Genomic DNA, 23,851 nt, shown 5'->3' with positions numbered 1-23,851 from the left:
CACCTTAGTCAGGCGTCGCCGCCGGCCCGGTCCGAGGTCCCCTCCTCCACCTCGGCCATCGCGGGGTCGAGGAGGCGGGCGAGGAAGTGGCGGGTGCGTTCGTGGCGGGGGGCGCCGATCACCTGCGCGGGGGTGCCGTCCTCGACGATCACTCCGCCGTCCATGAAGACGACCCGGTCGGCGACCTCGCGGGCGAAGGTCATCTCATGGGTGACGACCATCATGGTCATGCCCTCGTTGGCGAGCATGCGCATGACCGCGAGGACGTCACCGACCAGCTCGGGGTCGAGTGCCGAGGTGGGCTCGTCGAAGAGCATCACCTGGGGGCCCATCGCCAGCGCGCGGGCGATCGCCACGCGCTGCTGCTGGCCGCCGGAGAGGGAGGACGGGTAGGCGGCCGCCTTCTCCGACAGCCCCACCCGCTCCAGGTTCTCGGCGGCGACCCTGGCCGCCTCCGCCTTGCCGCGCCCGAGCACCCTGCGCTGCGGCAGCGTCAGGTTCTCGGTGACCGTCAGGTGCGGGAAGAGGTTGAACTGCTGGAAGACCATGCCGATACGGCGGCGGACGGCGTCGATGTCGACGTCGGGGTCGGTCAGTTCGATGCCGCCGACGACCACCTGGCCCTCGGTGGGCTCCTCCAGGAGGTTCACACAGCGCAGCAGGGTCGACTTGCCCGAGCCGGAGGGGCCGATGACGCAGACGACGTCGCCCTGGCCGATCTCCAGGTCGATGCCGCGCAGCACCTCGTTCTCGCCGAACGACTTGCGCAGGCCGCGGACTTCGATCTCCGGTCGGCTCATTTCACGGCCTCCTGGGCCTTGGCCTCCATACGGCGCACGACGAAGCCGAGCGGGATCGTCACCAGCAGGTAGCACAGGCCGGCGACGAGGATCGGTGTGGAGTTGGCGGTGGTACTGGCCAGGTCACGGCCGTACTTGGACAGTTCGCGCTCCTCCAGGGTGACGCCGAGGAACAGCACCAGCGAGGAGTCCTTGAACAGGAGCACCAGCTCGTTGGTGAGCGGCGGGAGGATGATGCGGAAGGCCTGCGGGATGATGATCGAGATCATGGCGCGGGCGGGGGAGAATCCCAGTGAGCGGGCCGCCTCCATCTGCCCCTTGGGAACCGCCTGGATGCCCGCGCGGATGGTCTCCGCCATGTACGCCGCCGCGACCAGGCCGAGGGCCAGGGCGACCTTGCCGTACGTGCCGCCGACGATCTCCGTGCCGGGGAAGGCGAGCGGCACGGCGACGCCGATGAAGATGAAGATCAGCAGCGCGGGAAGGCCGCGGAAGATCTCGATGTAGATGCCGGCGAGCCAGCGGTAGGGGCCGACGGAGGACAGCCGCATCAGGGCGATGACCATGCCGAGGGCCAGGCCGACGAGGAAGCCGGACAGGGTGTACAGCACGGTGTTCTTCAGCGCCAGCGTGATGACGTCCGGGAACATCCGCTCGGCGATGTCCGCCTGCGCGAACTGGTTCTGGAGCCGGTCCCAGTCCGCCGAGACCGCGAACGCGATCAGGGCGGCGGCGAAGACGACGTACTGGATCGCACGCGACAGCCTGCGCTTCTGACTCCTCGTCAGGCCTTTCCTGCGGGGCGGGACCTCCAGCTTGGTGGTGTCGCTCATGAGGCGGACGGGGAGGCCGCGGACGCGTCGTACGGGCCGATCCACTGCTCGTAGAGCTTCTTGTACGTGCCGTCGGCCCTGGCGTCGGCGATCGCCTTGTTGATGGCCTCGACCAGCTTGGTGTTGCCCTTCTTCACCGTGAAGCCGTACTGCTCACCGGTGTTGAGGTTGTCGACGACCTTGAAGGCGTCCGCGTTGGCCTTGTCCTTCAGCCAGCCCTGGACGACCGGGTAGTCGATGACGACGGCCTTGACCTGGCCGGTGCGCAGGCCGTTGAGGACGGCGTCGGAGGACTCGAAGGAGACCGGGTCGAAGCCCTGCTTGGTCACGTAGTCCTCGCCGGTGGTCTGCGCCTGCGCGCCGATCTTGACGTTCTTGGACTTGACGTCGGCGAGGGAGTTCACGCCGGCGTTCTTGTCGACCAGGACGGCCTGCGTGGCGTCGAAGTACGGGTCGGAGAAGTCCACGTTCTTCTTGCGCTCGTCGGTGATGGTCATGCCGGCCGCGGCCAGGTCGCACTCGCCGGAGTTCAGGAAGGCGCCGGTCTTGAAGTTCTCGAACGGCGTGTCGCGGATCTCCTGTTTCACGCCCAGGTCCTTCGCGACCAGGTCAATCAGGGAGACGTCGAAGCCCTGCACCTTGCCGTCGATCTCCGACTGGAACGGCGGGTAGGGCAGGTGGGTGCAGGTGGTGAGCTGACCCGCCTTGACCAGCTCCACACCGCCCGCCGCGGTCTTGGAGCCGCTGCCGCCGTCGTCGCTGGAGGTACAGGCGGCCACGAGCATGAGCCCGGCCGTAGCGGTGGTGGCGGCCAGGACACGGGTGCGACGCCCGAGGAGCGTGTTCACGGCGGGCCTTCCTGTGGGGGAACTGTAGCTTCCGATTATAAGGAGAAGTTTGAGGCTCTCAAAACAAACCGTTGACAGCCGGGTCCTTCCGCCTGAGAAGTCGCCGGTCCGGAGGGCGGGAGCCCCGCCGGTTACTCTCGTCACCATTACCCCGTGAGTGAAGAGAGCACCGCTGTGACGCACCCCTTCCTTGATCTCGCTCCGCTGACCGCCGCCCGGTTCGCCTCCGTCGAGGACCGGGTGGCACGGCTGCTGGACACCCGGCAGGACGTCGTGATCACGCAGGGCGAGGCACTGCTGCCGCTCGAGGGGGCGATCCGCGGGACGGCCGGGCCGGGCACCACCGCGTTGAACGTGATCACGGGCCCCTACGGGCAGACCTTCGGGGACTGGCTGCGCGACTGCGGCGCCACGGTGATCGATCTGGCGGTGCCCTTCCGTACGGCGGTCACCACCGAGCAGGTCCGCGCGGCCTTCGCCGAGCACCCGGAGATCGACTTCGTGTCGCTGGTGCACGCCGAGGCGGCCACCGGCAACACCAACCCGGTCGCGGAGATCGGCGAGGTGGTCAGGGAGCACGGCGCCCTGTTCTACCTGGACGCGGTGGCCTCCGTGGCCGCCGAGCCGGTGCTGCCGGACGCCTGGGGCGTCGACCTGTGCGTGATCGGCGCGCAGAAGGCGATGGGCGGGCCGGCGGGCGTTTCGGCGGTGTCGGTGAGCGAACGGGCGTGGGCCCGGATGGCGGCGAACCCGAAGGCGCCGCGCCGTTCCTACCTGTCGCTGCTGGACTGGAAGGAGCGGTGGGTCGACGCCGGCCGCAAGGCACTGCCGCACGCTCCGGCCCAGCTGGAGATGCTGGCGCTCGAGGCGTGCCTGGAGCGCATCGAGGCGGAGGGGCTGGAGACGGTGATGGCCCGGCACGCGTGTGCCGCCGCCGCGACCCGCGCGGGCGCGGTGGCGTTGGGGGGCGGGCTGGAACCGTACGTCCACGAGGCGCGCGAGGCGGCGCCCGTCGCCACGACGCTGAGGGCGCCGGCGGGTGCCGTCGCCTCGGAACTCGTGGCCCGGGCGCTGGCGAGCGACCCGGCGTTGCCGCTGGCAGCGGGCGGGGGTGCGCTGGCCACGGAGATGATCCGGGTCAACCACTACGGGGCGGACGCGACGCCGGGCGCGGTCCGCGCAAGCCTGACGGCACTGGGCGCGGTTCTCGCGGAGAGGGGTCTGGACGTGGACCTGACGGGCGCGCTGCGCGCGGCGGAGCAGGCCTGGCGGTGAGGGCCGTCGGGCGGAGGTGACCGGGCGGGCCGACGGTCCGCGCACCCGCCCCGGCCTGTCGGTGGTGGCTGCCATGCTCGCGGCATGACCACTCTTCCCGACGGCCGCCCCGTCCCCCTGATGACCGGTGACGAGCGGGCCATGCTCGACAGCCGGCTCGCGGGGGCGCGAGCTGACCGCGGGACGCTCCCTCGAGGACACCGGGCGGATCGCCGACGGGCCGGCGGCCGGGGCGCAGGTCAGTCTGCGCTGGGTGCTGATCCACCTCATCGAGGAGTACGCGCGGCACAACGGCCACGCGGACATCCTGCGGGAGCGTATCGACGGATTCACCGGAGCCTGAATTCCAGGCAATTCCGCTTCTTCTTTCCCCCGCCCTTTCCCGCACCTATTGCCTGGATAGCTTTCCCCTCGCTCTCCTGCCCGGATCCCCCGGACGCAAACGCGAGAATTTGCCGAGCGCGTCGAGAATGCGTGACGCATTCCACAGCAAGGTCGATTCATCCGTTTTCGTACGGCCCAAAAGGTACATAAGGTCACCAGGTCGCGGCGGCATCACCAAACCGTCGCCGGCTCTCCATGCATTTTCTAATTGCGCTCGGTAAGTTCAATCCGCATGACTGCCACACAAGCAGACCTGCGGATCGACCGCCCTTCGGTGGCGGACGGGGCCGCTCTCTGGCGAATCGCGAAGGAATCCGGGACCCTTGATCTGAACTCCTCCTACAGCTATCTGCTGTGGTGCCGGGACTTCGCCGGCACCTCGGCGGTGGCGCGCGCCGAGGACGGCGTACCGGTCGGCTTCGTCACCGGCTACGTCCGCCCGGAAACGCCCGAGACGCTGCTTGTCTGGCAGGTGGCGGTCGACGGCGCGTACCGCGGCCGCGGTCTGGCCGCCGCGCTGCTCGACGCGCTGACCGCCCGGGTCGCCGCCGAGCGCCCCCTCGCCACCGTCGAGACCACGATCACGCCGGGCAACACCGCCTCGGAGCGGCTTTTCACGTCCTACGCCGCCCGGCACGGCGCGGACGTCACCCGTGAGGTCCTGTTCGGCACGGACCTGTTCCCGGACAGCCCGCACGACCCCGAGGTCCTGTACCGCATCGGCCCCTTGACCATCGGCTGAGGCAGCACCCCGGCCACTTCCGCGACTCCCCCGTCGCCGATCTCCGCACGACTCCCCCCACCGCAACGAGGAGCGTTTTCGCCGTGACCATCACCCAGCCCGACCTCAGCGTGTTCGAGACCCTGGAGTCCGAGGTGCGCAGCTACTGCCGCGGCTGGCCCGTCGTCTTCGACCGGGCGCGGGGCAGCCGGATGCACGACGAGGACGGACACCAGTACCTCGACTTCTTCGCCGGTGCCGGGTCGTTGAACTACGGGCACAACAACCCGGTACTGAAACGGGCGCTGATCGACTACCTGATGCGCGACGGCGTCACCCACGGCCTCGACATGTCCACCGTCGCCAAGCGGACCTTCCTCCAGACCTTCCAGGACCTGGTGCTGCGCCCCCGTGACCTGCCGTACAAGGTCATGTTCCCGGGTCCGACCGGCACCAACGCCGTGGAGTCCGCGCTGAAGCTGGCGCGGAAGGTGAAGGGACGCGAAGCGATCGTGTCGTTCACCAACGCCTTCCACGGGATGTCGCTGGGCTCCCTCGCCGTCACCGGAAACGCCTTCAAGCGGGCCGGTGCGGGCATCCCGCTGGTGCACGGCACCCCGATGCCGTTCGACAACTACTTCGCCGGCCAGGTCCCGGACTTCCTGTGGTTCGAGCGGCTGCTCGAGGACCACGGCTCCGGGCTCAACAAGCCGGCCGCCGTGATCGTCGAGACGGTGCAGGGCGAGGGCGGCATCAACGTGGCGCGTCCGGAGTGGCTGCGGGCGCTGGCGGAGCTGTGCGAACGGCAGGACATGCTGCTGATCGTCGACGACATCCAGATGGGGTGCGGGCGCACCGGTGCCTTCTTCTCCTTCGAGGAGGCGGGCATCACGCCGGACATCGTCACCGTGTCCAAGTCCATCAGCGGCTACGGCCTGCCCATGTCGCTGTGCCTTTTCAAGCCCGAGCTGGACGTGTGGGAGCCGGGCGAGCACAACGGCACCTTCCGCGGCAACAACCCGGCGTTCGTCACGGCCACCGCCGCCCTGGAGACGTACTGGGCCGACGGGTCGGCGATGGAGAAGCAGACCCGCCGACGCGGCGAACAGGTCGAGCAGGAGCTGATCTCGATCACCGAGGAGAACCTCGCCGACATCAAGGAGTACCGGGGCAGGGGTCTGGTCTGGGGCCTGGAGTTCCACGACAAGGGGCGGGCCGCGAGGGTGGCGCACCGCGCCTTCGAACTCGGGTTGCTGATCGAGACGTCCGGGCCGGAGAGCGAGGTCGTCAAGTTGCTGCCGGCACTCACCGTCACGCCCGAGGAGCTGGACGAGGGCATGAGCGTCCTCGCCCGCGCCGTACGGGAGACCGCCTGACCCACTCGGGCACCACCTGTCTAGGAGGCATCGCGACACCGTGATAGTCCGTTCGTTCAAGGACATCGAGGGCACCGACCGGCATGTGAGGTCCGCGTCCGGCACCTGGGAGAGCAAGCGCATCGTCCTCGCCAAGGAAAGGGTCGGATTCTCGCTGCACGAGACGATCCTGTACGCCGGCACGGAGACGTCGATGTGGTACGCGAACCACGTCGAGGCCGTGGTCTGCGTGGAGGGCGAGGCCGAACTCACCGACCACGAGACCGGGACGACGCACACCGTCACGCCCGGGACCATGTACCTCCTCGACGGGCACGAGCGGCACACGCTCCGCGTCAAGGAGGACTTCCGCTGCATCTGCGTGTTCAACCCGCCCGTCACCGGACGGGAGGACCACGACGAGAACGGCGTCTACCCCCTGCTCACCGAGCCAGAGGAGGTGTGACCACACCATGACCACCGTCACCGGCACCCACGTCACCGATCTCTACCCCAGCCGCGGCGCCGCCGAGGTGAGCGTCCCCCGCCAGGACCCGGTCGTCTGGGGCGCCCCGGACGCGCCCGGCCCGTTCGAGCCGCTCGACCTCTACGCGTTCGAGCGGGACGGCTTCGCCACGGTCGACCGACTCCTCACGGACGACGAAGTCGGCGTACCGACGGCGGCCTGATGATCAGGCCGGGTTCGCACAAGACGTTCCTGGGCTGCGCCGGCGCCACGCCGAAGGACAACTACAAGCAGTCGCTCCAGATGCAGGACGCGGGCACACCCTCCGACGAGGCGCTGACCGACATGGCGTCCGCGTACGGCATCAAGCTGTTCACGGGCCGGGCCGGTTCGGCGATTTGGTTCGACTGCAACTGCATGCACGGGTCCGGCGACAACATCACGCCGTTCCCGCGCAGCAACGTCTTCATCGTGTTCGACAGCGTGGAGAACGCGGCGGTGGAGCCGTTCGCGGCACCCGTGCGGCGGCCGGAGTTCGTCGGCGCCCGCGACTTCACACCGGTGCGCTGAGCACGCCCACTCCCCTGCGTTGACGGGCTCACGCCGGTGGGCACGCCCACCCCGATGCGCTGACGGGCTCCCGTCCCACCGCACGGGAGGCGCTCAGCCGGACAGCACGTCCAGCAGCCGGTCCACGTCCGCCGTCGTGTTGAACAGGTGGAAGGCGGCGCGCAGGTTGCCCGCGCGGTTGGAGACCTCGATGCCCGCGCGGCTCAACTCCGGCTGCCGGGCACCGAGTCCGGGCACCGAGACGATCGCCGAGCCGGGTGCGGGCACGGGTTCGTGGCCGAGTGCCGCGAGCCCGGCCCGGAACCGGTCGGCGAGGGCCAGATCGTGTTCGCGCACGGCGGCGACACCGAGTTCCTCGATCAGATCGAGGGAGCGGCGCAGCCCGGCGTAGGTGAACAGGGCGTGGCTGAGGTCGAACCGCCGTGCGGAGTGGGCGAGTTCGGCGACGGGGCCGTAACAGCTGTCCCACGGCCTCTCGGCGGCGACCCAGCCGGCCAGGACCGGCGTGAGCCCGCCGAAGTCCTCCGGGACGACCAGGAAGGCGGCCCCGTGCGGGCCCAGCAGCCACTTGAAGGAGACGGAGACGGAGTAGTCGTACGCGTCGGCGTCCATCGGCAGCCAGCCGGCGGACTGGGAGAAGTCGACGTAGGTGCGTGCGCCGTGGGTGCGGGCGGCCTCGCGCAGGGCGGGCAGGTCCGCGATCCGTCCGTCGGCGGACTGGGCTGCGCCGACCGCGACGAGCGCGGTGCCGGGGCGCACGGCCTCCGCGATCCGCTCCAGCGGGACCGCGCGGACCTTGAGGTCGCCGCGGACGTGGAACGGGTTCAGCACCGAGGTGAAGTCGCCCTCCGCGGTGAGGACCTCGGCGCCCGCCGGCAGTGAGGCGGCGATGACACCGGTGTGCGCGGCGACGGACGCGCCGGTCGCGACCCGGGTGACCGGGACGCCGGCGAGCCGGGCGTAGGCCGCGCGGCTCGCCTCCACGTCCTCGTACAGCGAGGTCAGCGGGCTGCCCTCGGCCCGCAACAGCGCCGCCTCGTGCAGGGCGGCGACGGTACGGGCGGGCAGCAGACCGTTGCTCGCGGTGTTGAGGTACGTGCTCTTCGGGGCGAACTCGGCGTGGACGAGGGTCTCGAAGGTCTCCATGGCTCCACTGTGCGGCGCGGCCAAGTAGAAGTCCATCGCGAATTTCTAAGCGACTTTACCAAGGAACGCTTATAGATGCGCTCTCACCTGCGTTTTGTCCTGGCGTCGCGGTCGAATGCCGCGGTGTTTCAGTGCTGCGGTACCGCGCATCCGTCCGGGCCGCAGACCTCGGCATCGTCCTGGCCGACGAGCCGGAGCGGGGAGCGCTCGCCCCAGGCCCGGGTGAGCGCCTGGGCGAAGACCTCGGTGGGCTGGGCGCCGGAGACGCCGTACTTGCGGTCCAGGACGAAGAAGGGGACGCCGTTCGCACCGAGCTGGGCGGCCTCGCGCTCGTCGGCGCGGACCTCGTCGGCGTAGGCGGCCGGGTCGGCGAGCACCCCGCGCACCGCGTCGGCGTCGAGACCGGCCTCGACGGCCAGTTCCACGAGCCGCTCGTCGCCCTCGCCGAACAGGGACCGCTCCTCGGCGAAGTTGGCCCGGTACAGGAGCTGGATCAGTTCGTCCTGGCGGTCCCGCTCCTTGGCGAAGTGCAGCAGGCGGTGCATGTCGAAGGTGTTGCCGTGGTCGCGGTCGCGGGTGCGGTAGGCGAGGCCCTCGGCGGCGGCCTGGGCGCCGAGGTCGTCCTCGCCGGCCTGCGCCTGGGCCTCGCTCATGCCGTACTTCTTGGTCAGCATGGCCAGCACGGGCTGGACGTCGTCCTTGGCGCGGCCGGGGTCCAGCTCGAAGGAGCGGTGCACGACCTCGACCTGGTCACGGTGCGGGAAGGCGTCGAGCGCCTTCTCGAAGCGGGCCTTGCCCACGTAGCACCACGGGCAGGCGATGTCGCTCCAGATCTCGACGCGCATGTCTCGGCTCTCTCCAGGTCGTGCGGGTGCGGAGACTCCCTCCGGCGAATATGTGAACGTTCAAACGCTCGGACTCATTCCCCGCTCACCGAGAACCGGTACGGATCCCTCGCGCCGTCGTCACGCCCGCCCCGGAAACTCGAGCCCTCGTCACGCCACGGAGGACGTGCCCGCCCGCCGGTCCGGTTCCTTCGAGGAGCCGGGCCGTGCGAGGCGGGCACGGACGGCCCCGGTCAGCTGCCGTCGCGGAGGTCGTCCGGCCAGCTCGGCCGGAACTCCAGGTGGTCGTAGGTGACGACGCACCCCTCCCCCATCGGCGCCTGCGCCATGAAACCGACGAGGGCCGCGCCCGTCTCCCTCTCGTCGCCCAGCGTGAACAGCCGGACGAAGATCCAGCGCTTGCCGTCGCGGGAGGCGTGGAAGGCGAAGGCACGGCCGGTCCGGCTCACCCGGAGCCAGACCGAACTGCCGTCCACAGTGAAGGAATTGGCGTCGTCGGAGTGGCCTCGGGTGACCACCGTGCAGACGGTGGGCACGTCCGGGGAGTACTCCAGGCAGAGCTTGGCCCAGGCCCGTTCGCCGACGTGGACGTACAACACCCCCGCGTCGAAGCCGCTGTTGAAACCGACGGTCACCCGGGCGATGAACTGGAAGTCGCCCTCCGGTGCCCCGAGCAGCCGGGGTGCGTCACCGGCCGGGTCCAGCGCCTCCGCGGTGGGTGACACGAACCGGTCCTGGCGGGGACCGGCCCAGCCGGTGAGGACCCCGTTCTCGTAGCTCCAGTGCCCGTCGGGCCCGTAGGTGCGCAAGGTGAAGGGGAGTTCGGCGAGTTCGAGGTCCATACCCGAAGTCTTCCAGATTCCTTCCGCCGTCCGGCGCCCGTCAGCGTTCGAGGTGGTTGTTGAAGCGACGGGGCAGGCCGAGGGGGTTGTCGTCGCGCAGCTCGGGCGGCAGCAGGGCCTCGGGGGTGTTCTGGTAGGCGACCGGGCGCAGCCAGCGCTCGATGGCCGTGCCGCCCACCGAGGTGGAGGTGGAGGTGGTCGCCGGGTAGGGGCCGCCGTGGTGCTGTGCGGGGGCCACGGCGACGCCGGTCGGCCAGCCGTTCACCAGCACGCGGCCCGCGAGCGGGGTGAGTTCGGCGAGGATCTCGGCTCCGCGGCCCTCGCCGGCGGCCTCCTGCGTCGACAGGTGCACGGTGGCGGTGAGGTTGCCGGGCAGCCGCGAGAGGACGGACCGCGCCTGCTCGTCGTCGTCGTAGCGCGCCACCACGGTCACCGGGCCGAAGCACTCCTCGAGGAGCAGGTCGTACGCCCCCTCGTCGGTGAGCTTGTCCGCCGGAACCGTCAGGAAGCCCGCGCTCACGGTGTGCTCGCCGCCCGCTCCGGGGGTGACCGGCGTCTCGACCTCGGGCAGCTGCGCCCGCTCGGCCACACCGGCGAGGAAGTTGTCGCGCATGCGGTGGTCGAGGAGGACGCCCGCGTCGGTGTCGCTGACCGCGTCGGTCAGCGACTTGACGAGGCCGTCACCGGCCGCGCCGGACGGCACGAGGACCAGGCCCGGCTTCACGCAGAACTGTCCGACGCCCAGCGTCATCGAGCCGGCCAGGCCGGTTCCGATGGTCTCCGCGCGCTCGGCGGCGGCGGCCTCGGTCACGACGACCGGGTTGAGCGAGCCCAGCTCGCCGTGGAAGGGGATCGGCACGGGCCGCGCGGCCGCCGCGTCGAACAGCGCGCGGCCGCCCCGGATGGACCCGGTGAAGCCGGCGGCGGCGATCAGCGGGTGCTTGATCAGCTCGACGCCCGCCTCGAAGCCGTGCACCAGACCGAGCACGTCGTCGGGGATGCCGTGCTCGGCGGCGGCCCGGCGGACCACCTTGGCGACCAGCTCGGACAGGCCGGGATGGTCGGGGTGGGACTTGACGACGACCGGGTTGCCCGCGGCGAGCGCGCTCGCGGTGTCGCCGCCGGCGACGGAGAACGCGAAGGGGAAGTTGGACGCCGAGTAGACGGCGACGACGCCCAGCGGCACCTTGTAGCGGCGCAGGTCGGGCACGGGCGGGGTCGCGGTGTCGTCGGGGTGGTTGATCACGACGTCGAGGAAGGCACCCTCCTCGACGATGTCGGCGAAGGCGCGCAGCTGGTAGCAGGTGCGGGCGAGTTCGCCGGTCAGCCGGACCGGACCGAGGGCGGTCTCGGCGTCGGCCACCTCGACGAGCTGGTCGCGGGCCGCCTCCAGCCGGTCCGCGGCGGCACGCAGGAAGGCCGTGCGGACGGCGCGGTCGGCGAGGGCCGCGCGCGTGCCGTGCGCGGCGCGGACGACGGAGTCCACCTCCTGGGCCGTGGCCTCCACCGCGACCTGTTCACGCTGCTTCCCGGTTCGGGGGTCGACACTCCAGACTGGTGCTGCTGCCACCGCGGGTCCCTCCACGTTCGTCGCCGCATCGCAATGCCGCTGTCTTGACCTCACCACCAGGGATGTTCGATATACTGAACGCTGTCTCTGATGATGAATATGCTGTGGAGACTATTTCCCGTCGAACGAAGGGGTCAAGGGCGATGTCGGCTGGCGAGACGGGGGGCGGGGCGCAGGTCAAGTCCGCGGTGCGGACGGTTGAGCTGCTCGAGTACTTCGCCGGCCGCCCCGGAATGCACTCCCTCGCGTCGGTCCAGGAGGCCGTCGGATACCCCAAGTCCAGCCTCTACATGCTGCTGCGCACGCTGGTGGAGCTGGGCTGGGTCGAGACGGACGCGACGGGCACGCGGTACGGCATCGGCGTACGGGCCCTGTTGGTGGGCACCTCCTACATCGACGGCGACGAGGTGGTCGCGGCCGCCCGTCCCACGCTGGACCGGCTGTCGGACGACACCACCGAGACCATCCACCTGGCGCGGCTGGACGGCACCAACGTGGTCTACCTCGCCACCCGCCAGTCGCAGCACTACCTGCGCCCCTTCACCCGTGTCGGGCGCCGGCTGCCGGCCCACTCCACCTCCCTCGGCAAGGCGCTGCTGAGCACCTACACGGACGAGCAGGTCCGCAAGCTGCTCCCGGAGACGCTGCCCGCGCTGACCGAGCACACCATCACCGACCGCGAGAAGCTCATCGAGGAACTGCACCAGGTCCGTGAGCAGGGCTTCGCGGTGGACCGCGAGGAGAACACACTGGGCCTGCGCTGCTTCGGCGTCGCGATCCCCTACCGCACCCCCGCGCGGGACGCGATCAGCTGCTCGGTGCCGGTGGCGAGGCTCACGCCCGCGCACGAACAGATGGTGAAGGACGCGCTGTTCGACGCGCGTGACCGGCTGACCCTGGCGACCCGTAGGCTCTGAGGCATGCAGATCGCCCTGCGCCCGGTCCACGACAGCGATCTGCCGGTGTTCTACCGGCAGACGAACGACCCCGAGTCCCTGCGGATGGCCGCGTTCACCCCGGAGGCACCGGCCGACCGGGACGCCTTCGACGCCCGCTGGAAACGGATCCGCGCCTCCGCCCACGTGGTGCGCACGATCCTGGCCGACGGGGACGTGGTGGGCAGCGCGTCGGTCTACGGCGAACCGGGTGAGCGCGAGGTCACCTACTGGGTCGACCGCGCCCACTGGGGGCGCGGCATCGCCACGGCCGCGCTGACGGCGCTCCTCACCGAGGTGTCCGAACGCCCGCTGTACGCGCGCGCGGCCGAAGACAACTCCGGGTCCCGGCGCGTCCTGGAGAAGTGCGGCTTCCGGCTGATCGCGCGCGCCACGGGCTACGCCCACGCGCGGGGTGCGGAGATCGACGAGGTCGTCATGGTGCTGGAGGGCTGACCTCCGGGACGACGCTCGGCGGCACCGTTGGCGGCGGCGATGATGCGGGCGGCGCTCAGCCGGGACACGTGAAGGGGCGTGGCCGTACCGGACACGCAGCCTGGCCGCGTGGGCGCGACCGGCCGCGACGGAGCCGCGGACCGGTCACGCGCCGCACGTCACCTGGCGCCCAGCACCTGCTCGATCGGGTCGATGGCGAAGTACACGACCTTGCGGGCGAGCAGTCCGACCGTCAGCAGCACGCCGAGACAGAAGACGAGGATCGGCCACCCGCCGAGAGTGCCGGTGGCGGTGGTCGTGGAGCAGTCGGTCGCGGCCCGTTCACGTGGCGAAGCCGCCGCGTGTCTCCCGGCCGCACGTCGACCCCCGTTCGGAGATCGTGAAGAACCGGTCGTAGCTGTTCACCGCCGGGGGCGGGAACTCGGCCGAGCGGCCGCCCTCTGTGTTTCGGACATGACCGGCACTCCTCTTGACCTGGTGATCTGGGTGCGGAGGCTGGCTGGATCGTTCCCTCGTCGAACCCACTCGAGGTTTTCACCGTGTTACGGAATCGAGGGTTCGGTCCGTCAGACCGCGTTCGAACCCCTGTACCGATCAGGCAGTTGTCCACTGCTACGCTTCCGGATCTCGCCTCGACCACCTCCCCGGGGCATCCCCATGTCATTCACATGACACGCACAGCATCCACCCCCCGCCGGGGTGCAGAATCCGCACCGAGAAGAGGTCACCCGTGGGCACAGTCGTCGACGACGCCGCCTCCGTGGAGTTCCATGCCTTCTTCGAACGCCACCATGCCGAACTGGCTCGGCTCGCCCACCTGTTGACCGGCGAGGCGGACGCGGCCGACGATCTGGCGGCCGACGCGCTGCTCGCGCTGTGGCACCGCTGGGACCGGGTCCGCGCGGCCGATCACCCGGTGGCGTACGCGCGTGGCGTCGTCGCCAACCTGGCCCGTACCCGGATCCGCAGCGCGGTCCGCGAACGCCGAAGGATCGCCCTGTTCTGGTCGCAGCGCGAGGAGACGGCGGAGAATCCGGACGTCGCGGGCGTGGTGGACGTCCAGTCCGCGCTGCGTAGACTCCCGTTCCGCAAACGGGCCTGCGTGGTGCTCCGGCACGCCTTCGACCTCTCGGAGAAGGACACCGCGCTCGCCCTGGGAGTCTCGGTGGGTACGGTGAAGAGCCAGACCTCGAAGGGAATGGCCGAGTTGCAGAGGCTGCTCGGTGCCACAGCGGGTCCGCGGAGGGTGCACGCCGCGATGGCGGCGCGCACAGGTGAGGCCGGAGGGAGGGACCGATGACGACGCAGCGGGACGTGCACGGCGAGTTGCGCGCCCGGTTGCACGAGGCGGCCGAGGCGTACGAGCCGAACCGCGAGCGGATCCTCGCCCGGATCGAGCGCGGCATGGTGGAGCAGGAACGGCCCGGCGGTCACCGGGCGACCCGGCCCGCCCTGTGGGGCTGGACGCGGATCGTGAGCGCCACCGCCGCGGTCGCGGGCATGCTCGCGGCCGGCGGCTACGCGGTGGCGTCCGCGGTGAAGGACGACCCGGCGCCGCGGCAGACGGTCGCCGTCTCCCCGCCACCGGTGGAGTCCCCGGACGCGACGAGCCGCCCGCCGGCCTCGCCGAAGGCGACGCCCGGTTCGGGAGGCGGCGGTAAGGACGTGGCCGGGCCGAGCGGTTCGCCGACGAAGTCGGCGGAGGCGAAGCCTTCCGCCTCCGCGCCGCGCCTGCTGCCGGGCGTCGACGACACCGAGGACGGTCCGCTGTGGTCGGACGGCTCGGTGGACCCGCACAGCAACGACTTCTGGGCACAGAGCAATGTGACGCTCAAGACCTCCGCGCAACTCACGGATCTGACGGTGCAGTTGAAGGTCGCACAGACCGGCGGAGTGTCCTCGGCGGGTGCCTGGCGCTCGCTGCCGGAGGGCGACTTCACGTTCACGGTCGAGGAGAAGGACGGCTTCCTGGTCTACACGTGGGTGCTCAAGGAGGGCCGTACGGTCCCCAAGGGCGAATGGGTGTTCGCCGGGCAGTACGACCATGACCGCGGCGGCCGGGACGCCAAGGACGACGGTTACGTGATCGCGGGCGCGGCGGACGGCCGGACGGGTTCCGTGGGCGGCGGCTTCGCGGCCGAGGACGACGACGAGGGCGACTCGTAGAAGCCGCGGACGCCGAGGGCGCCGTAGGAATCTCGTGGAAAGAAAAGTTTCGACGACTCGGCAACCCTTTCCTCACCGGTGACGACCACAAGGCGCAAGAGTCACCACCCACTCGAGGAATCGGTACATGACTGCACCAGCAGAACCGCGCGTCCGGCACCGCCGCAAGGTCACCAAGCGGCGTGCGCTGATCGCGGGGTCCGCCGCCTTCGCCATCTCCGGAGCGGCGATCGTCACCACCGCGATGCTCTCGTCGGCGGGCGCCGCGTCGACCTGGCCCACGGCCACCGGCAACAAGGCCGTGTCGTCGACGATCAAGGTCACGGGCACGTACGACGGCAAGCTGACGAAGTTCTCCGGTGCCGGTGAGCTGGGCGGCAGCGGCCAGGACGAGGGCCAGGACCCGATCTTCGAACTGGCCGACGGCGCCGTCCTGAAGAACGTGATCATCGGCACGCCGGGTGCCGACGGCGTCCACTGCAAGGGCTCCTGCACGCTCCAGAACGTGTGGTGGCTGGACGTCGGCGAGGACGCCGCGAGCTTCAAGGGCAAGTCCGCCTCGTCGGTGTACAAGGTCATCGGCGGCGGCGCGAAGAACGGCGCCGACAAGGTGCTCCAGTTCAACGGCGCCGGCACGCTGACCGTGACCGGCTTCCGGGTGGAGAACTCCGGCAAGCTGGTCCGCTCCTGCGGCAACTGCAAGACGCAGTACAAGCGCACGATCGTGCTGAACGACATCGACATCGTGGCGCCCCTGAAGGCCATCGTCGGCGTCAACGCCAACTTCGGCGACACCGCGACCCTGTCGAAGATCCGCATCCAGGGCGACACCAAGAAGAAGACGAAGACCTGCGTCCGCTTCAAGGGCAACGACACCGGCAAGGAGCCCACCGAGCTGGGCACCGGCGCGGACGGCAAGACGTGCAGGTTCTCATCGTCCGACATCACGTACAAGTGAGCGGGTCGGCCCGGTCCCGACCGCTCGCGCGTGACACCTGACCTGCGTCCGGGCCCGCCGTCGGACCGCATGGACCTGCCGGCCCGAGCCCCTCTCGGGCCGGCCGGGAAGAACGCCCCCGTCGGCGGTCACCGGCGGGGGCGTTCGGCTGTCCGGCCGCTTCATGGCGGAGCGGGACGCGGCGGCCCCGGTGGTCTTGAACTCGCCGCGGGCGGCGACCCGTCCGCCTTGCGGGCGCCGTACGCCGTCGCCTCCGTCGTCCCGCAGGCCGGGGTGCCGCGTGCCGTACGCGTCCGTGGACCGGAACGCGGGCGTCGCCGTGCACCGGACTCCCGGTTGTCGCCGGCGGACCACTCGTACGGGCGGCGGCGGTCCCCCGCGCCGCTCGCGCCTCCGCCGGCGTCGGCCGCGGCCGGTCTCCGGCCGGGAGATCACCGCGCCGGGGCCCGAGTTGCCGTGCTCACGGAAGCGCATGGTCCGCCAGGGGTGGGCCTCCGTGTCGTTGTACGGTCCGACCGCGTCGCCGCCGGGGCGGATCCAACTGTCCCCGCACGACCGGCGCGGACCGCGTCCACCGCGGCCCGGGACGGAGCCGCCGGGGCGGACGTGCTGATCAGGGTCCGGCCGCCGGCCGCGGCGTGACCCCTCCCGTGGTCGTGTCGTGCGGGAACCGGCGGCCCAGGGTGCCAGGGCCGGCCGCGACGGCGGGGGCGGCGGTGGCCGCCGGGCCCGCGGCGGGGCCGATCAGGAGGGTGCGTCTGCGCATGTCAACAGGCCTCCTTCCACGGCTCCCAGCCGCCGAGGTGTGCGGAGCGGGTCGCCGACCCGGCCTGCCGAGGGGTGAGTTGGGGCCGGTTCTCCGGGACGGTGATCACCGCACCGGGTCCGTAGTTGCGGTACTCGGCGAACCGCTGGCCCTGCCAGGGGAAGGAGGCCGACATGTTGGTGTAGGGCGCGACCGCGTCGATGCCGGCGGCGAGGTGGGTGTCGCGGACGGTGAGCATGGGGCGGGCGGTGGTGTCGGAGCTGGGCACCCAGGGGCGGGCCAGCTTGTAGAAGGAGTCCGGGGCTTCGCTCGTGACACGGCTGCCGGTCACGAGGTAACCACGCGGGTTGGCGCCGGCCGTGGAGGGGGCGAAGACGAAGCCGTAGGGGGCGCTGGTCAGGTCCGTGCGGTTCAGCGTGCGGAAGTGGCAGTGCTGGAAGACGGCGGTGGCCCGCCCGAAGACGAAGTCGACGTCTCCTTCGGCGTAGCAGTGGGAGAAGTACTGCCGGGCGAAGGTGCCGAGGGCCGTGGAGTCGGCGTAGAGCGTGTCCTGATGGCCGAGGAAGCGGCAGTGGTGGAAGGCGGAGCGGTCGCCCTGGACCTTGATCGCGACGGCCTGGGTGCCGGTGACGCCGGGGTGGTCGGCCCGCAGCCAGTCGTTGGCGAAGGTGATCCAGCGGGCGGTGAAGCCGTCGGCCTGCACGGTGGTGGTGGCCGAGCCGGTGGTGCCGTAGGTGCCGCCGCCGGGCTTGGGGGTGCCGGCCGCGTTGTCGTACACGATCACGACGTCGCGGGGGTTCTCCGAGGCGCCGATCCAGGTCGCCTCGGTGCGGGTGATGTCGACCGCGAGGGTCTCCCGGTAGGTGCCGGGTGCGATGACGAGGGTGCGGCCGGTGCCGGTGGCGGCGGCCACGGCGTCCCGGACGCAGGTGTGGTCACCGCGTCCGCGCGCGTCGACGTACAGGGTCGCCGGGGTGAGGCGGGCGGACGGGGAACCGAAGCGGCCGAACGGCCGGCGGGTGCCGGCCCGGACCGGGCCGGCCGACAGACCGAGCGCGGCGCCCGCACCGGCACTCGCCGTGAGGAAACCCCTTCTGGACAGCGGGAGTCGGACGCGGGGCGAGGGCATGCGGGGCTCCTTCAGGGACGGTTCGCGGGAGGGGACCTCGGCTGGTGGGTGCGGGCCGGGGCGCGGGGCCCCGGCCCGTGCGGTGCGGACGTCAGCAGATCTTTCCGGCGCCGGCCCGGCCGGTGACGATGCCGGGGACGGCCTTGGCGGGGTCGACCTTGGTGCGCAGGGTGGGCGTCCAGCCCGCACCGGACTGGAGGGTCTCGGCGGGGATCTCCGCGTTGTGCACGGCGATCAGGTCGACGGGCCTGCCGTTGACGTAGTTGCCGTCGGCCGTGACCGGGGCCTCGCTCCACTTCTTCAGCGCCTTCGCCGCGCTGACGCCGGCGGGAAGCGTGAACGCGTTGTGCTGGGCGACCAGCTGGGACTCCTTGCCGATGCCGAAGCTGTACGCGTAGGAGGTGTCGGCGACGAAGTGGTTGTTGTAGGAGTCGACCTGCCCGAACCGGACGCGGGGCGCGCGCTCGACGAGCTTGGAGAACAGGTTGTGGTGGAAGGTGACCTTCAGCTTCCCCCGGTCGCCCACGGCGGTGGACTCGCTGTCGCTGTTGCCGATGAGGATCGTCTTGTCGTGCTCGGTGAAGACGTTCCAGGAGGCGGTGACGTAGTTCGAGCCGCGTACGACGTCCAGTTCGCCGTCGTGCTGCTGGTAGAGCATGCCGAAGTAGGTCGGCGCCGCGCTGTCGGGGTGGGAGCCGTCGGTGAAGGTGTTGTGGTCCAGCCACACATGCGTGGACCCGTAGACGACGGCGGTGTCGTACTCGGAGTTCCAGTTGCCCTTGGAACCGTCGGTGGGGTCCCACTGCGGGAAGCAGTCGACGGGGCTCTCGAAGGCGAGGTTGCGGATGATCACGTTGTCGACGGCCTTGATCTGGAGGCTGGCACCCTTGATGCCCGCGTTCCTGCCCACGCCGATGACGGTGGTGTTGGCGGGGACGTTCACCTTGATCGCCTTGTCCTGGTTGGCGGCGGAGGTGCGCCGCAGGCCCTCGGGACTGTCGGCGGGCTCGGCGCTCAGGTCGGTGTCGAGGCCCCAGACCTCGGGCGCGTACGCGGCGAGGTAGGCGTCGAAGTCGTATCCGCGTGCGGCGAAGGCGTCGCACCCTTCGGAGACCGCGTCGATCACGCCCTTGACCTTGATGATCTTCGGGGCGCTTCCGCCGCTCTCCAGGGCGGCCCTGAACTGCGCCCAGGTGGTGACGGTGTACACGTGCTCGGTGTCGGCGGCGGCACCGCCGGTGGTGCCGGTCCCGTACGCCGCCCAGCCGTCGTCGGCCGGCAGGGTCTGCCGGGCGACGTCACGGGCGGAGTGTGCCTGGGCGGTGGTGCCGGTGACCGTCAGGGCGAGAGCGGTGCAACCGACCACGACGGCGACCTTAGTGGCATGCCCATGCCATTGCTGTGCGTTCACTGTGCGGCTCTCTTTCCAGGGAAGAAGGTGGTTACACGGTGGCCGGGGGCCAGCTGACCCAGGACGCCGGGATCTCCGCGTCGAGCCGGCGCACGTCCCGTGCCGACAGCACCCGGCGGCGCAGCAGCTCGGCGGCGACGAGCCGGGCCACGGCGATGGCGCCCGGCGGGTTGAAGTGGGTGTTGTCCTGTTCGGTACCGGTCCAGTTGAAGTAGGCCTTGGTCTCCTCGGCCCCGAGCTTCTGCCACAGGGCGAGTGACAGGGCCTGGAGGTCGAGCAGCGCCACGTCCTCCTCCGCGGCGAGGGCGCGCATCGCCGCCGGATAGTCGCCGTGTGTGGGCAGGGCGTTGCCGCCCGCGTCGAACCGGCGCCGCTCCACGGCCGTCGCCAGCACGGGCCGCGCCCCGCGGGCGCGCGCTCCGTCGACGTACAGCCGCAGGTAGTCCCGGTACGTCGTCCACGGCTCGGTGTAGCGGGCCGGGTCGGTGGCCTTCTCGTCGTTGTGCGCGAACTGGATCAGGAGGAAGTCGCCCGGCCGGATCGAGGCGAGGATGACGTCGAGCCGTCCCTCGTCGACGAAGCTCTTGGAACTCCGGCCGTTGACCGCGTGGTTGGCGACCGGCCGGTCCTTGTGCAGGAAGAACGGCAGTGCCATCCCCCACCCTGTCTCGGGCGCGGCGTCGGCGAACTTCTGGGCGGCGGTGGAGTCACCGGCGAGGTACAGGGTGCGGGGTCGCCGCGCGGCCTGAGCGGTTCCGGTGGCCGCGGCGGCGAGAGGGAGAGCGGCGAGGGCCGCGGACGTGACCTGTCTGCGGGTAAGGGACACGGGGGTGCACCTTTCACCAGGGAGGGGGGCCGCGCCCCTTCAGGGGCGCGGGGCGGTACACGGATGCGGCTCGGCCGCGAGGATCACGGCCGGCCGCGCGAGAGCGCGCGGCCGGCCGCCACGATCCGAGGTCCTAGCCCTTCTGTTCCTTCCACTCCGCCTGCGCCGTGTTCAGCTGCTCCGCGAAGGTGTCCAGGAAGTCCTTCGCGCTGAGCTTGCCCAGCAGGACCTTCTGGAAGTTGGGCTCGTTGTCGGACTTGGAGATGGTGCCCCAGTCCGGGAGGTAGTACGGCAGCTGCACGATCGTCGTGGACCCGTCGGACAGTGCCTGGGCGGCCAGCTTCGTCGGCTCGGCCTTGGAGATCCACGCGTCCTTCGCCGCCCCGATGTTCGACGGCACCTGCCCCGCCGACTCGTTGAACTTCGAGTTCTCCGCCTGCGAGGTGGCGAACTCGATGAACTTCCAGGCGGCGTCCTTGTTCTTCGAGCTCTTGAACAGGCCGAGCCCGTCGACCGGGTTGGACACCTGGACCCGCTTGCCGGAGGAGCCGATCGGCTGCGGAACACCCCGGAACTTGTCGACGCCGAGCGCCTTCACGTGGTCCTGGTAGGAGCCAAGGTTGTGGTTCAGCATGCCGATGGTGCCCGAGTCCCACTGGGCGACCATCTTGGTGAAGTCGTTGTTGAGGTCGGCGGCGGGGGTGACCTTCTTGTAGAGGGCGGCGTACTTCTCCAGCGCCTCGACGTTCTTCGGGTCGTTGACGGTGGTCTTGTCACCGTCCCAGAACGAGGTGATCCCGCTCTGCCCGTACATCGCGTCCAGGGCCTGCGCGATGGATCCGGCGCCACCGCGGATGGTGTACCCGAACTGGTTCTTGCCCGTGTCCGTCAGCTTCTCCGCCGCCGTGTAGAACGCGTCCCAGGTGGTCGGCTCGGCCAGCCCCGCCGCCTTGAACAGGTCGGTGCGGTAATAGAGGACACCGTTGTTGGCGGAGGTGGGGATCGAGTACAGCGCGTCGCCGCCGCCGGCGGACTTCAGCGACTCGACCATGGACGCGTTGAGCTTGCCGTTGAGGGAGGACTTGGCGAGACGGTCGTCCAGGGGCTCCAACGCGTCCTGCGCCGCGATCCCGGCCGCCATCGACGCGCCGACACCGCCGACGTCCGGCAGGCCGCCGCCCTGGATGGCGGTGTCGACCTTGGACCCGTACTCGGTGGAGGCGATGCCGACGTACTCGACGTCGATGTCCGGGTTGGCCTTCTCGAAGTCGGCGATGACCTCCTTCCAGATGTCGGTGCGGACACCGCCGTTGTTGTCCCAGAAGACGATCTTGCCCTTGCCGCTGCCGTCGGACCCCTTGTCCCCGCCGGCGCCGCTGCCGTCGTCACCGCAGGCGGTGGCGGTCAGGGCGAGCGCGGCCCCCAGGGCTACGGCCGTGGCGGCGCGCCTGCTTCTGTGGATGCTGATCTTCATTGGTCGGCTCTCTTCTTCTTCTCTTCTGGATCCAACGGACTGTGCGGGTCTGTGGGGGGCGCGAGGTCAGCGGCGGGCGTGGGGAGCCCAGTCGTCGGTGCCCCTGAGGTAGTCGGCGACGGTGTGTGTCCGCGCCTCGGTGTCGCTCATCTGCGGCCGGTCCGCGGTCACCGCCGCACCCGGTCCGTGGTTCCGGTACTCGGCGAACCGCGCGTCCCGCCACGAGAAGCCGCTCATGTCGGTCCACGGGGCGGCCTTGACCGCGGCGGGCAGCGCGGTGTCGCGGATCAACACCTGGGCGACCGCGGCGGGTTCACCGCCCGGGTGCCAGGGCCGTCCGAGGTGGAAGGTCCCGGCCGGCGCGTCGCTCACGATCCTGGACCCGGTGATCAGGAACCCGTACGGGTTGCCCGTCCAGGTGGAGGCGGCCGTGATGTAGCCGTTGTTGGTGTCCGACCCGCGGCTGAGGGCCCGGATCACGGACCGCTCGACGACGGTGGTCGCCCGTCCGTAGACGAAGTCGACGTCGCCCTCGATGTAGGAGTCACGGATGTAGACCCGGCTGGTCACGTCCAGCTTGGGGCTGTCCGTCATCAGCGTGTCCTGGTTGCCCAGGAAGGCCGTGTCCTCGAAGACGATCCGGTCGCCGGTCGTCTTCACCGCCAGCGCCTGCTCGCCGTTCAGCTCGTGCGCGGCCTCGTCGAAGTCGTTGCTGAACGTGAGGTGACGGGCGGTGACGTCGTGGGCCGCGATCCGGACCGTGGCGCTGCCCGTCGAACCCCCGTACGCCGCAGGCGTGTCGTAGACGATGACGGTGTCGGAGCGGTCCTGTCCAGTGCCCTGCAACAAGATGTTCGGCCTGCCCGCCGGGATGAACACCTTCTCGCGGTAGGTGCCCGGAGCGACGGCGACGGTGACGGGGACGGAGTTGCCCTCGGGCACGGCGTCCACGGCCGCCTGGACGGTCGGGTAGTCACCCGGCACGCGGAGCGTCACCGCGCCGCCGACCCGCTTCTGCGGTCCGGAGAACCTCGTGACCAGCGCGGGCACGGCCGCCGCCGGGTCCAGCCGGTAGGCGTAGAAGCCACGCGGCTCGAAGGCGGCGCCCCACTCGTCGTGCCGGCCCGAGGTGTTCCTCAGGATCGACCCGCGCTGCACCAACTGGGCGGTGGCGTCCGCCTGGTAGGGGTGCTGGACGTCCCGGTAGTAGCTGTTCTCGATGACCATCCTCGTCCGGCCCCGTGACCAGTTCCCGTACGTCCACACCGGGTCGCCCGGATCGGCCTGCGCCGTCAGGTAGTTGTTGTAGAGGTGGGCGTAGGCGGCGTTGTCGACGGACGGGTTGCGCTGTTTGGTGTTGGCGAACAGGTTGTGGTCGACGGTGATCTGCGTCCTGACGTCGGTGGTCCAGCCGAGTCCGAACGTCTTGTTGTTGTTCTCGAACCGGTTGTAGGAGACGGTGATGTACTCGCTGTCCTTGCGGACGTCGAGCTGTCCGTCGCAGATGTTCGAGAAGCGGTTGTGGTCCACCCACACGTGGTCGACGGTGTCCATCTGGATGCCGTCGAAGTCGGTGTCCTTGCAGTCCCAGTCGCCCTCGACCGCGGAGTCGCGGATCGTCAGGTTGCGGATGATCACGTTGTGGGTGCCGGGAGCCAGGTGCAGTTCCCCGTGCACGACCTCGCCGGTGTCACCGACGCCGATCAGTGTCTTGTCGGAGGCGACGGCGATGTCCGCGCCGAACGGATCGACCGCGATCGATCCGGCGATCCGGATGACGTACGGCTCCTCCGCCGCGGCGTACGCGGCGAGGGAGGCCTGGTCGGTGACCGTGACGACCTTGCCGCCGGCCCCGCCGGTGGTGCCTCCGGCCAGGGAGGCGAAGCCGTGGGCCCGGTCGGACCAGCGGGGCTCGGCGGCGGTGGCCGTGGCCGTGGCCGACGCGGAGTGCGCCTCGCCGACCGCGCCGAGGCCCAGCGCGGCGACCAGGCCGGACACGGCGGCCAGGACGACGCCGGGTCTCGACAAGCGCTTGCTAGGGAAGTGCGTCATTGCGGCTCCCAACAGGCTCATGA

At 70.6% G+C, this 23,851-nt stretch carries 22 protein-coding genes and 2 pseudogenes; 11 read left to right on the top strand and 13 right to left on the bottom strand.

Annotated elements, in window-relative coordinates; translation table 11 throughout:
• Window positions 1-8 precede the first annotated feature (8 nt).
• The 3 genes from ACZ5Y0_RS26710 to ACZ5Y0_RS26700 are packed head-to-tail and all read right to left on the bottom strand — an operon-like array spanning window position 9 to window position 2,481.
• Window positions 9-800: an amino acid ABC transporter ATP-binding protein gene (locus ACZ5Y0_RS26710; RefSeq protein WP_469131222.1), complete on the bottom strand. Its 792-nt coding sequence runs from the start codon at window positions 798-800 to the stop codon at window positions 9-11.
• Window positions 797-1,633, bottom strand: coding sequence for an amino acid ABC transporter permease (locus ACZ5Y0_RS26705; protein ID WP_469131221.1), 837 nt, complete (start codon window positions 1,631-1,633; stop codon window positions 797-799). The genes ACZ5Y0_RS26710 and ACZ5Y0_RS26705 overlap by 4 nt, the downstream gene beginning before the upstream one ends.
• Window positions 1,630-2,481: a transporter substrate-binding domain-containing protein gene (locus tag ACZ5Y0_RS26700; protein ID WP_469131220.1), complete on the bottom strand. Its 852-nt coding sequence runs from the start codon at window positions 2,479-2,481 to the stop codon at window positions 1,630-1,632. The genes ACZ5Y0_RS26705 and ACZ5Y0_RS26700 overlap by 4 nt, the downstream gene beginning before the upstream one ends.
• A 174-nt stretch (window positions 2,482-2,655) precedes the next feature.
• Between ACZ5Y0_RS26700 and ACZ5Y0_RS26695 the strand changes: the two genes are divergently transcribed.
• From ACZ5Y0_RS26695 to ACZ5Y0_RS26670, 6 genes and pseudogenes are all read left to right on the top strand, one after another.
• Complete coding sequence (locus ACZ5Y0_RS26695; RefSeq protein WP_469131295.1) at window positions 2,656-3,756, top strand: pyridoxal-phosphate-dependent aminotransferase family protein; 1,101 nt, start codon at window positions 2,656-2,658, stop codon at window positions 3,754-3,756.
• A gap of 157 nt (window positions 3,757-3,913) precedes the next feature.
• Window positions 3,914-4,099: pseudogene (locus ACZ5Y0_RS26690) on the top strand (mycothiol transferase); the annotation flags it as partial.
• A 273-nt stretch (window positions 4,100-4,372) separates the two neighbouring features.
• Entirely contained in the window at window positions 4,373-4,882 is a 510-nt protein-coding gene (gene ectA, locus ACZ5Y0_RS26685) for a diaminobutyrate acetyltransferase (protein WP_469131219.1), read from the top strand.
• Between the two features lie 83 nt (window positions 4,883-4,965).
• Entirely contained in the window at window positions 4,966-6,237 is a 1,272-nt protein-coding gene (gene ectB, locus ACZ5Y0_RS26680) for a diaminobutyrate--2-oxoglutarate transaminase (protein ID WP_469131218.1), read from the top strand.
• Window positions 6,238-6,277: 40 nt separating this feature from the next.
• The gene (locus ACZ5Y0_RS26675) at window positions 6,278-6,682 is read left to right on the top strand and encodes an ectoine synthase (protein ID WP_469131217.1); all 405 of its coding nucleotides are present in this window, start codon (window positions 6,278-6,280) and stop codon (window positions 6,680-6,682) included.
• Between the two features lie 7 nt (window positions 6,683-6,689).
• Window positions 6,690-7,252 (top strand): annotated as a pseudogene (locus ACZ5Y0_RS26670) (phytanoyl-CoA dioxygenase family protein).
• 93 nt (window positions 7,253-7,345) lie between these two features.
• Here ACZ5Y0_RS26670 and ACZ5Y0_RS26665 read toward each other — a convergent pair.
• The 4 genes from ACZ5Y0_RS26665 to ACZ5Y0_RS26650 all read right to left on the bottom strand — a co-directional run bounded on the left by ACZ5Y0_RS26665 (window position 7,346) and on the right by ACZ5Y0_RS26650 (window position 11,655).
• Window positions 7,346-8,398: an aminotransferase class V-fold PLP-dependent enzyme gene (locus tag ACZ5Y0_RS26665; protein ID WP_469131294.1), complete on the bottom strand. Its 1,053-nt coding sequence runs from the start codon at window positions 8,396-8,398 to the stop codon at window positions 7,346-7,348.
• 128 nt (window positions 8,399-8,526) lie between these two features.
• Window positions 8,527-9,243, bottom strand: a complete 717-nt coding sequence (locus tag ACZ5Y0_RS26660; RefSeq protein ID WP_469131216.1) for a DsbA family oxidoreductase — start codon at window positions 9,241-9,243, stop codon at window positions 8,527-8,529.
• 233 nt (window positions 9,244-9,476) lie between these two features.
• A complete protein-coding gene (locus ACZ5Y0_RS26655; protein WP_469131215.1) occupies window positions 9,477-10,085 on the bottom strand; it encodes a DUF1349 domain-containing protein in 609 nt (202 codons plus the stop codon).
• A gap of 40 nt (window positions 10,086-10,125) precedes the next feature.
• Window positions 10,126-11,655 (bottom strand): aldehyde dehydrogenase (NADP(+)), encoded by a 1,530-nt coding sequence (locus ACZ5Y0_RS26650; protein ID WP_469131214.1) that lies wholly within the window; start codon window positions 11,653-11,655, stop codon window positions 10,126-10,128.
• Window positions 11,656-11,798: 143 nt separating this feature from the next.
• Here ACZ5Y0_RS26650 and ACZ5Y0_RS26645 point away from each other — a divergent pair, with 143 nt between their 5' ends.
• From ACZ5Y0_RS26645 to ACZ5Y0_RS26625, 5 genes are all read left to right on the top strand, one after another.
• Entirely contained in the window at window positions 11,799-12,572 is a 774-nt protein-coding gene (locus ACZ5Y0_RS26645) for an IclR family transcriptional regulator (RefSeq protein ID WP_365462636.1), read from the top strand.
• A gap of 3 nt (window positions 12,573-12,575) precedes the next feature.
• Window positions 12,576-13,046: a GNAT family N-acetyltransferase gene (locus ACZ5Y0_RS26640; protein WP_469131213.1), complete on the top strand. Its 471-nt coding sequence runs from the start codon at window positions 12,576-12,578 to the stop codon at window positions 13,044-13,046.
• A gap of 730 nt (window positions 13,047-13,776) precedes the next feature.
• Window positions 13,777-14,346: a SigE family RNA polymerase sigma factor gene (locus ACZ5Y0_RS26635; protein WP_469131212.1), complete on the top strand. Its 570-nt coding sequence runs from the start codon at window positions 13,777-13,779 to the stop codon at window positions 14,344-14,346.
• A complete protein-coding gene (locus ACZ5Y0_RS26630; RefSeq protein ID WP_469131211.1) occupies window positions 14,343-15,212 on the top strand; it encodes a hypothetical protein in 870 nt (289 codons plus the stop codon). The genes ACZ5Y0_RS26635 and ACZ5Y0_RS26630 overlap by 4 nt, the downstream gene beginning before the upstream one ends.
• A 127-nt stretch (window positions 15,213-15,339) precedes the next feature.
• Complete coding sequence (locus ACZ5Y0_RS26625) at window positions 15,340-16,170, top strand: pectate lyase (RefSeq protein ID WP_469131210.1); 831 nt, start codon at window positions 15,340-15,342, stop codon at window positions 16,168-16,170.
• 613 nt (window positions 16,171-16,783) lie between these two features.
• Here the strand turns inward: ACZ5Y0_RS26625 and ACZ5Y0_RS26620 are convergent.
• The 6 genes from ACZ5Y0_RS26620 to ACZ5Y0_RS26595 all read right to left on the bottom strand — a co-directional run bounded on the left by ACZ5Y0_RS26620 (window position 16,784) and on the right by ACZ5Y0_RS26595 (window position 23,828).
• Window positions 16,784-16,936, bottom strand: a complete 153-nt coding sequence (locus ACZ5Y0_RS26620) for a hypothetical protein (protein ID WP_469131209.1) — start codon at window positions 16,934-16,936, stop codon at window positions 16,784-16,786.
• Window position 16,937: 1 nt separating this feature from the next.
• On the bottom strand, window positions 16,938-18,065 hold the full coding sequence (locus tag ACZ5Y0_RS26615) for a pectinesterase family protein (RefSeq protein WP_469131208.1): 1,128 nt from the start codon (window positions 18,063-18,065) through the stop codon (window positions 16,938-16,940).
• Window positions 18,066-18,156: 91 nt separating this feature from the next.
• A complete protein-coding gene (locus ACZ5Y0_RS26610; protein WP_469131207.1) occupies window positions 18,157-19,476 on the bottom strand; it encodes a pectate lyase family protein in 1,320 nt (439 codons plus the stop codon).
• 31 nt (window positions 19,477-19,507) lie between these two features.
• Entirely contained in the window at window positions 19,508-20,302 is a 795-nt protein-coding gene (locus ACZ5Y0_RS26605) for a rhamnogalacturonan acetylesterase (protein ID WP_469131206.1), read from the bottom strand.
• A 133-nt stretch (window positions 20,303-20,435) separates the two neighbouring features.
• A complete protein-coding gene (locus ACZ5Y0_RS26600) occupies window positions 20,436-21,776 on the bottom strand; it encodes an ABC transporter substrate-binding protein (RefSeq protein ID WP_469131205.1) in 1,341 nt (446 codons plus the stop codon).
• Window positions 21,777-21,842: 66 nt separating this feature from the next.
• Window positions 21,843-23,828 carry a pectinesterase family protein gene (locus ACZ5Y0_RS26595; RefSeq protein WP_469131204.1) on the bottom strand — a complete coding sequence of 662 codons (1,986 nt, stop codon included), beginning with the start codon at window positions 23,826-23,828 and terminating at the stop codon, window positions 21,843-21,845.
• Window positions 23,829-23,851 lie beyond the last annotated feature (23 nt).

Source organism: Streptomyces sp. NPDC033216 (assembly GCF_055577115.1).
The sequence above is the reverse complement of the archived record's forward strand: the minus strand, read 5'-3'. Positions and strand labels throughout refer to the sequence as shown.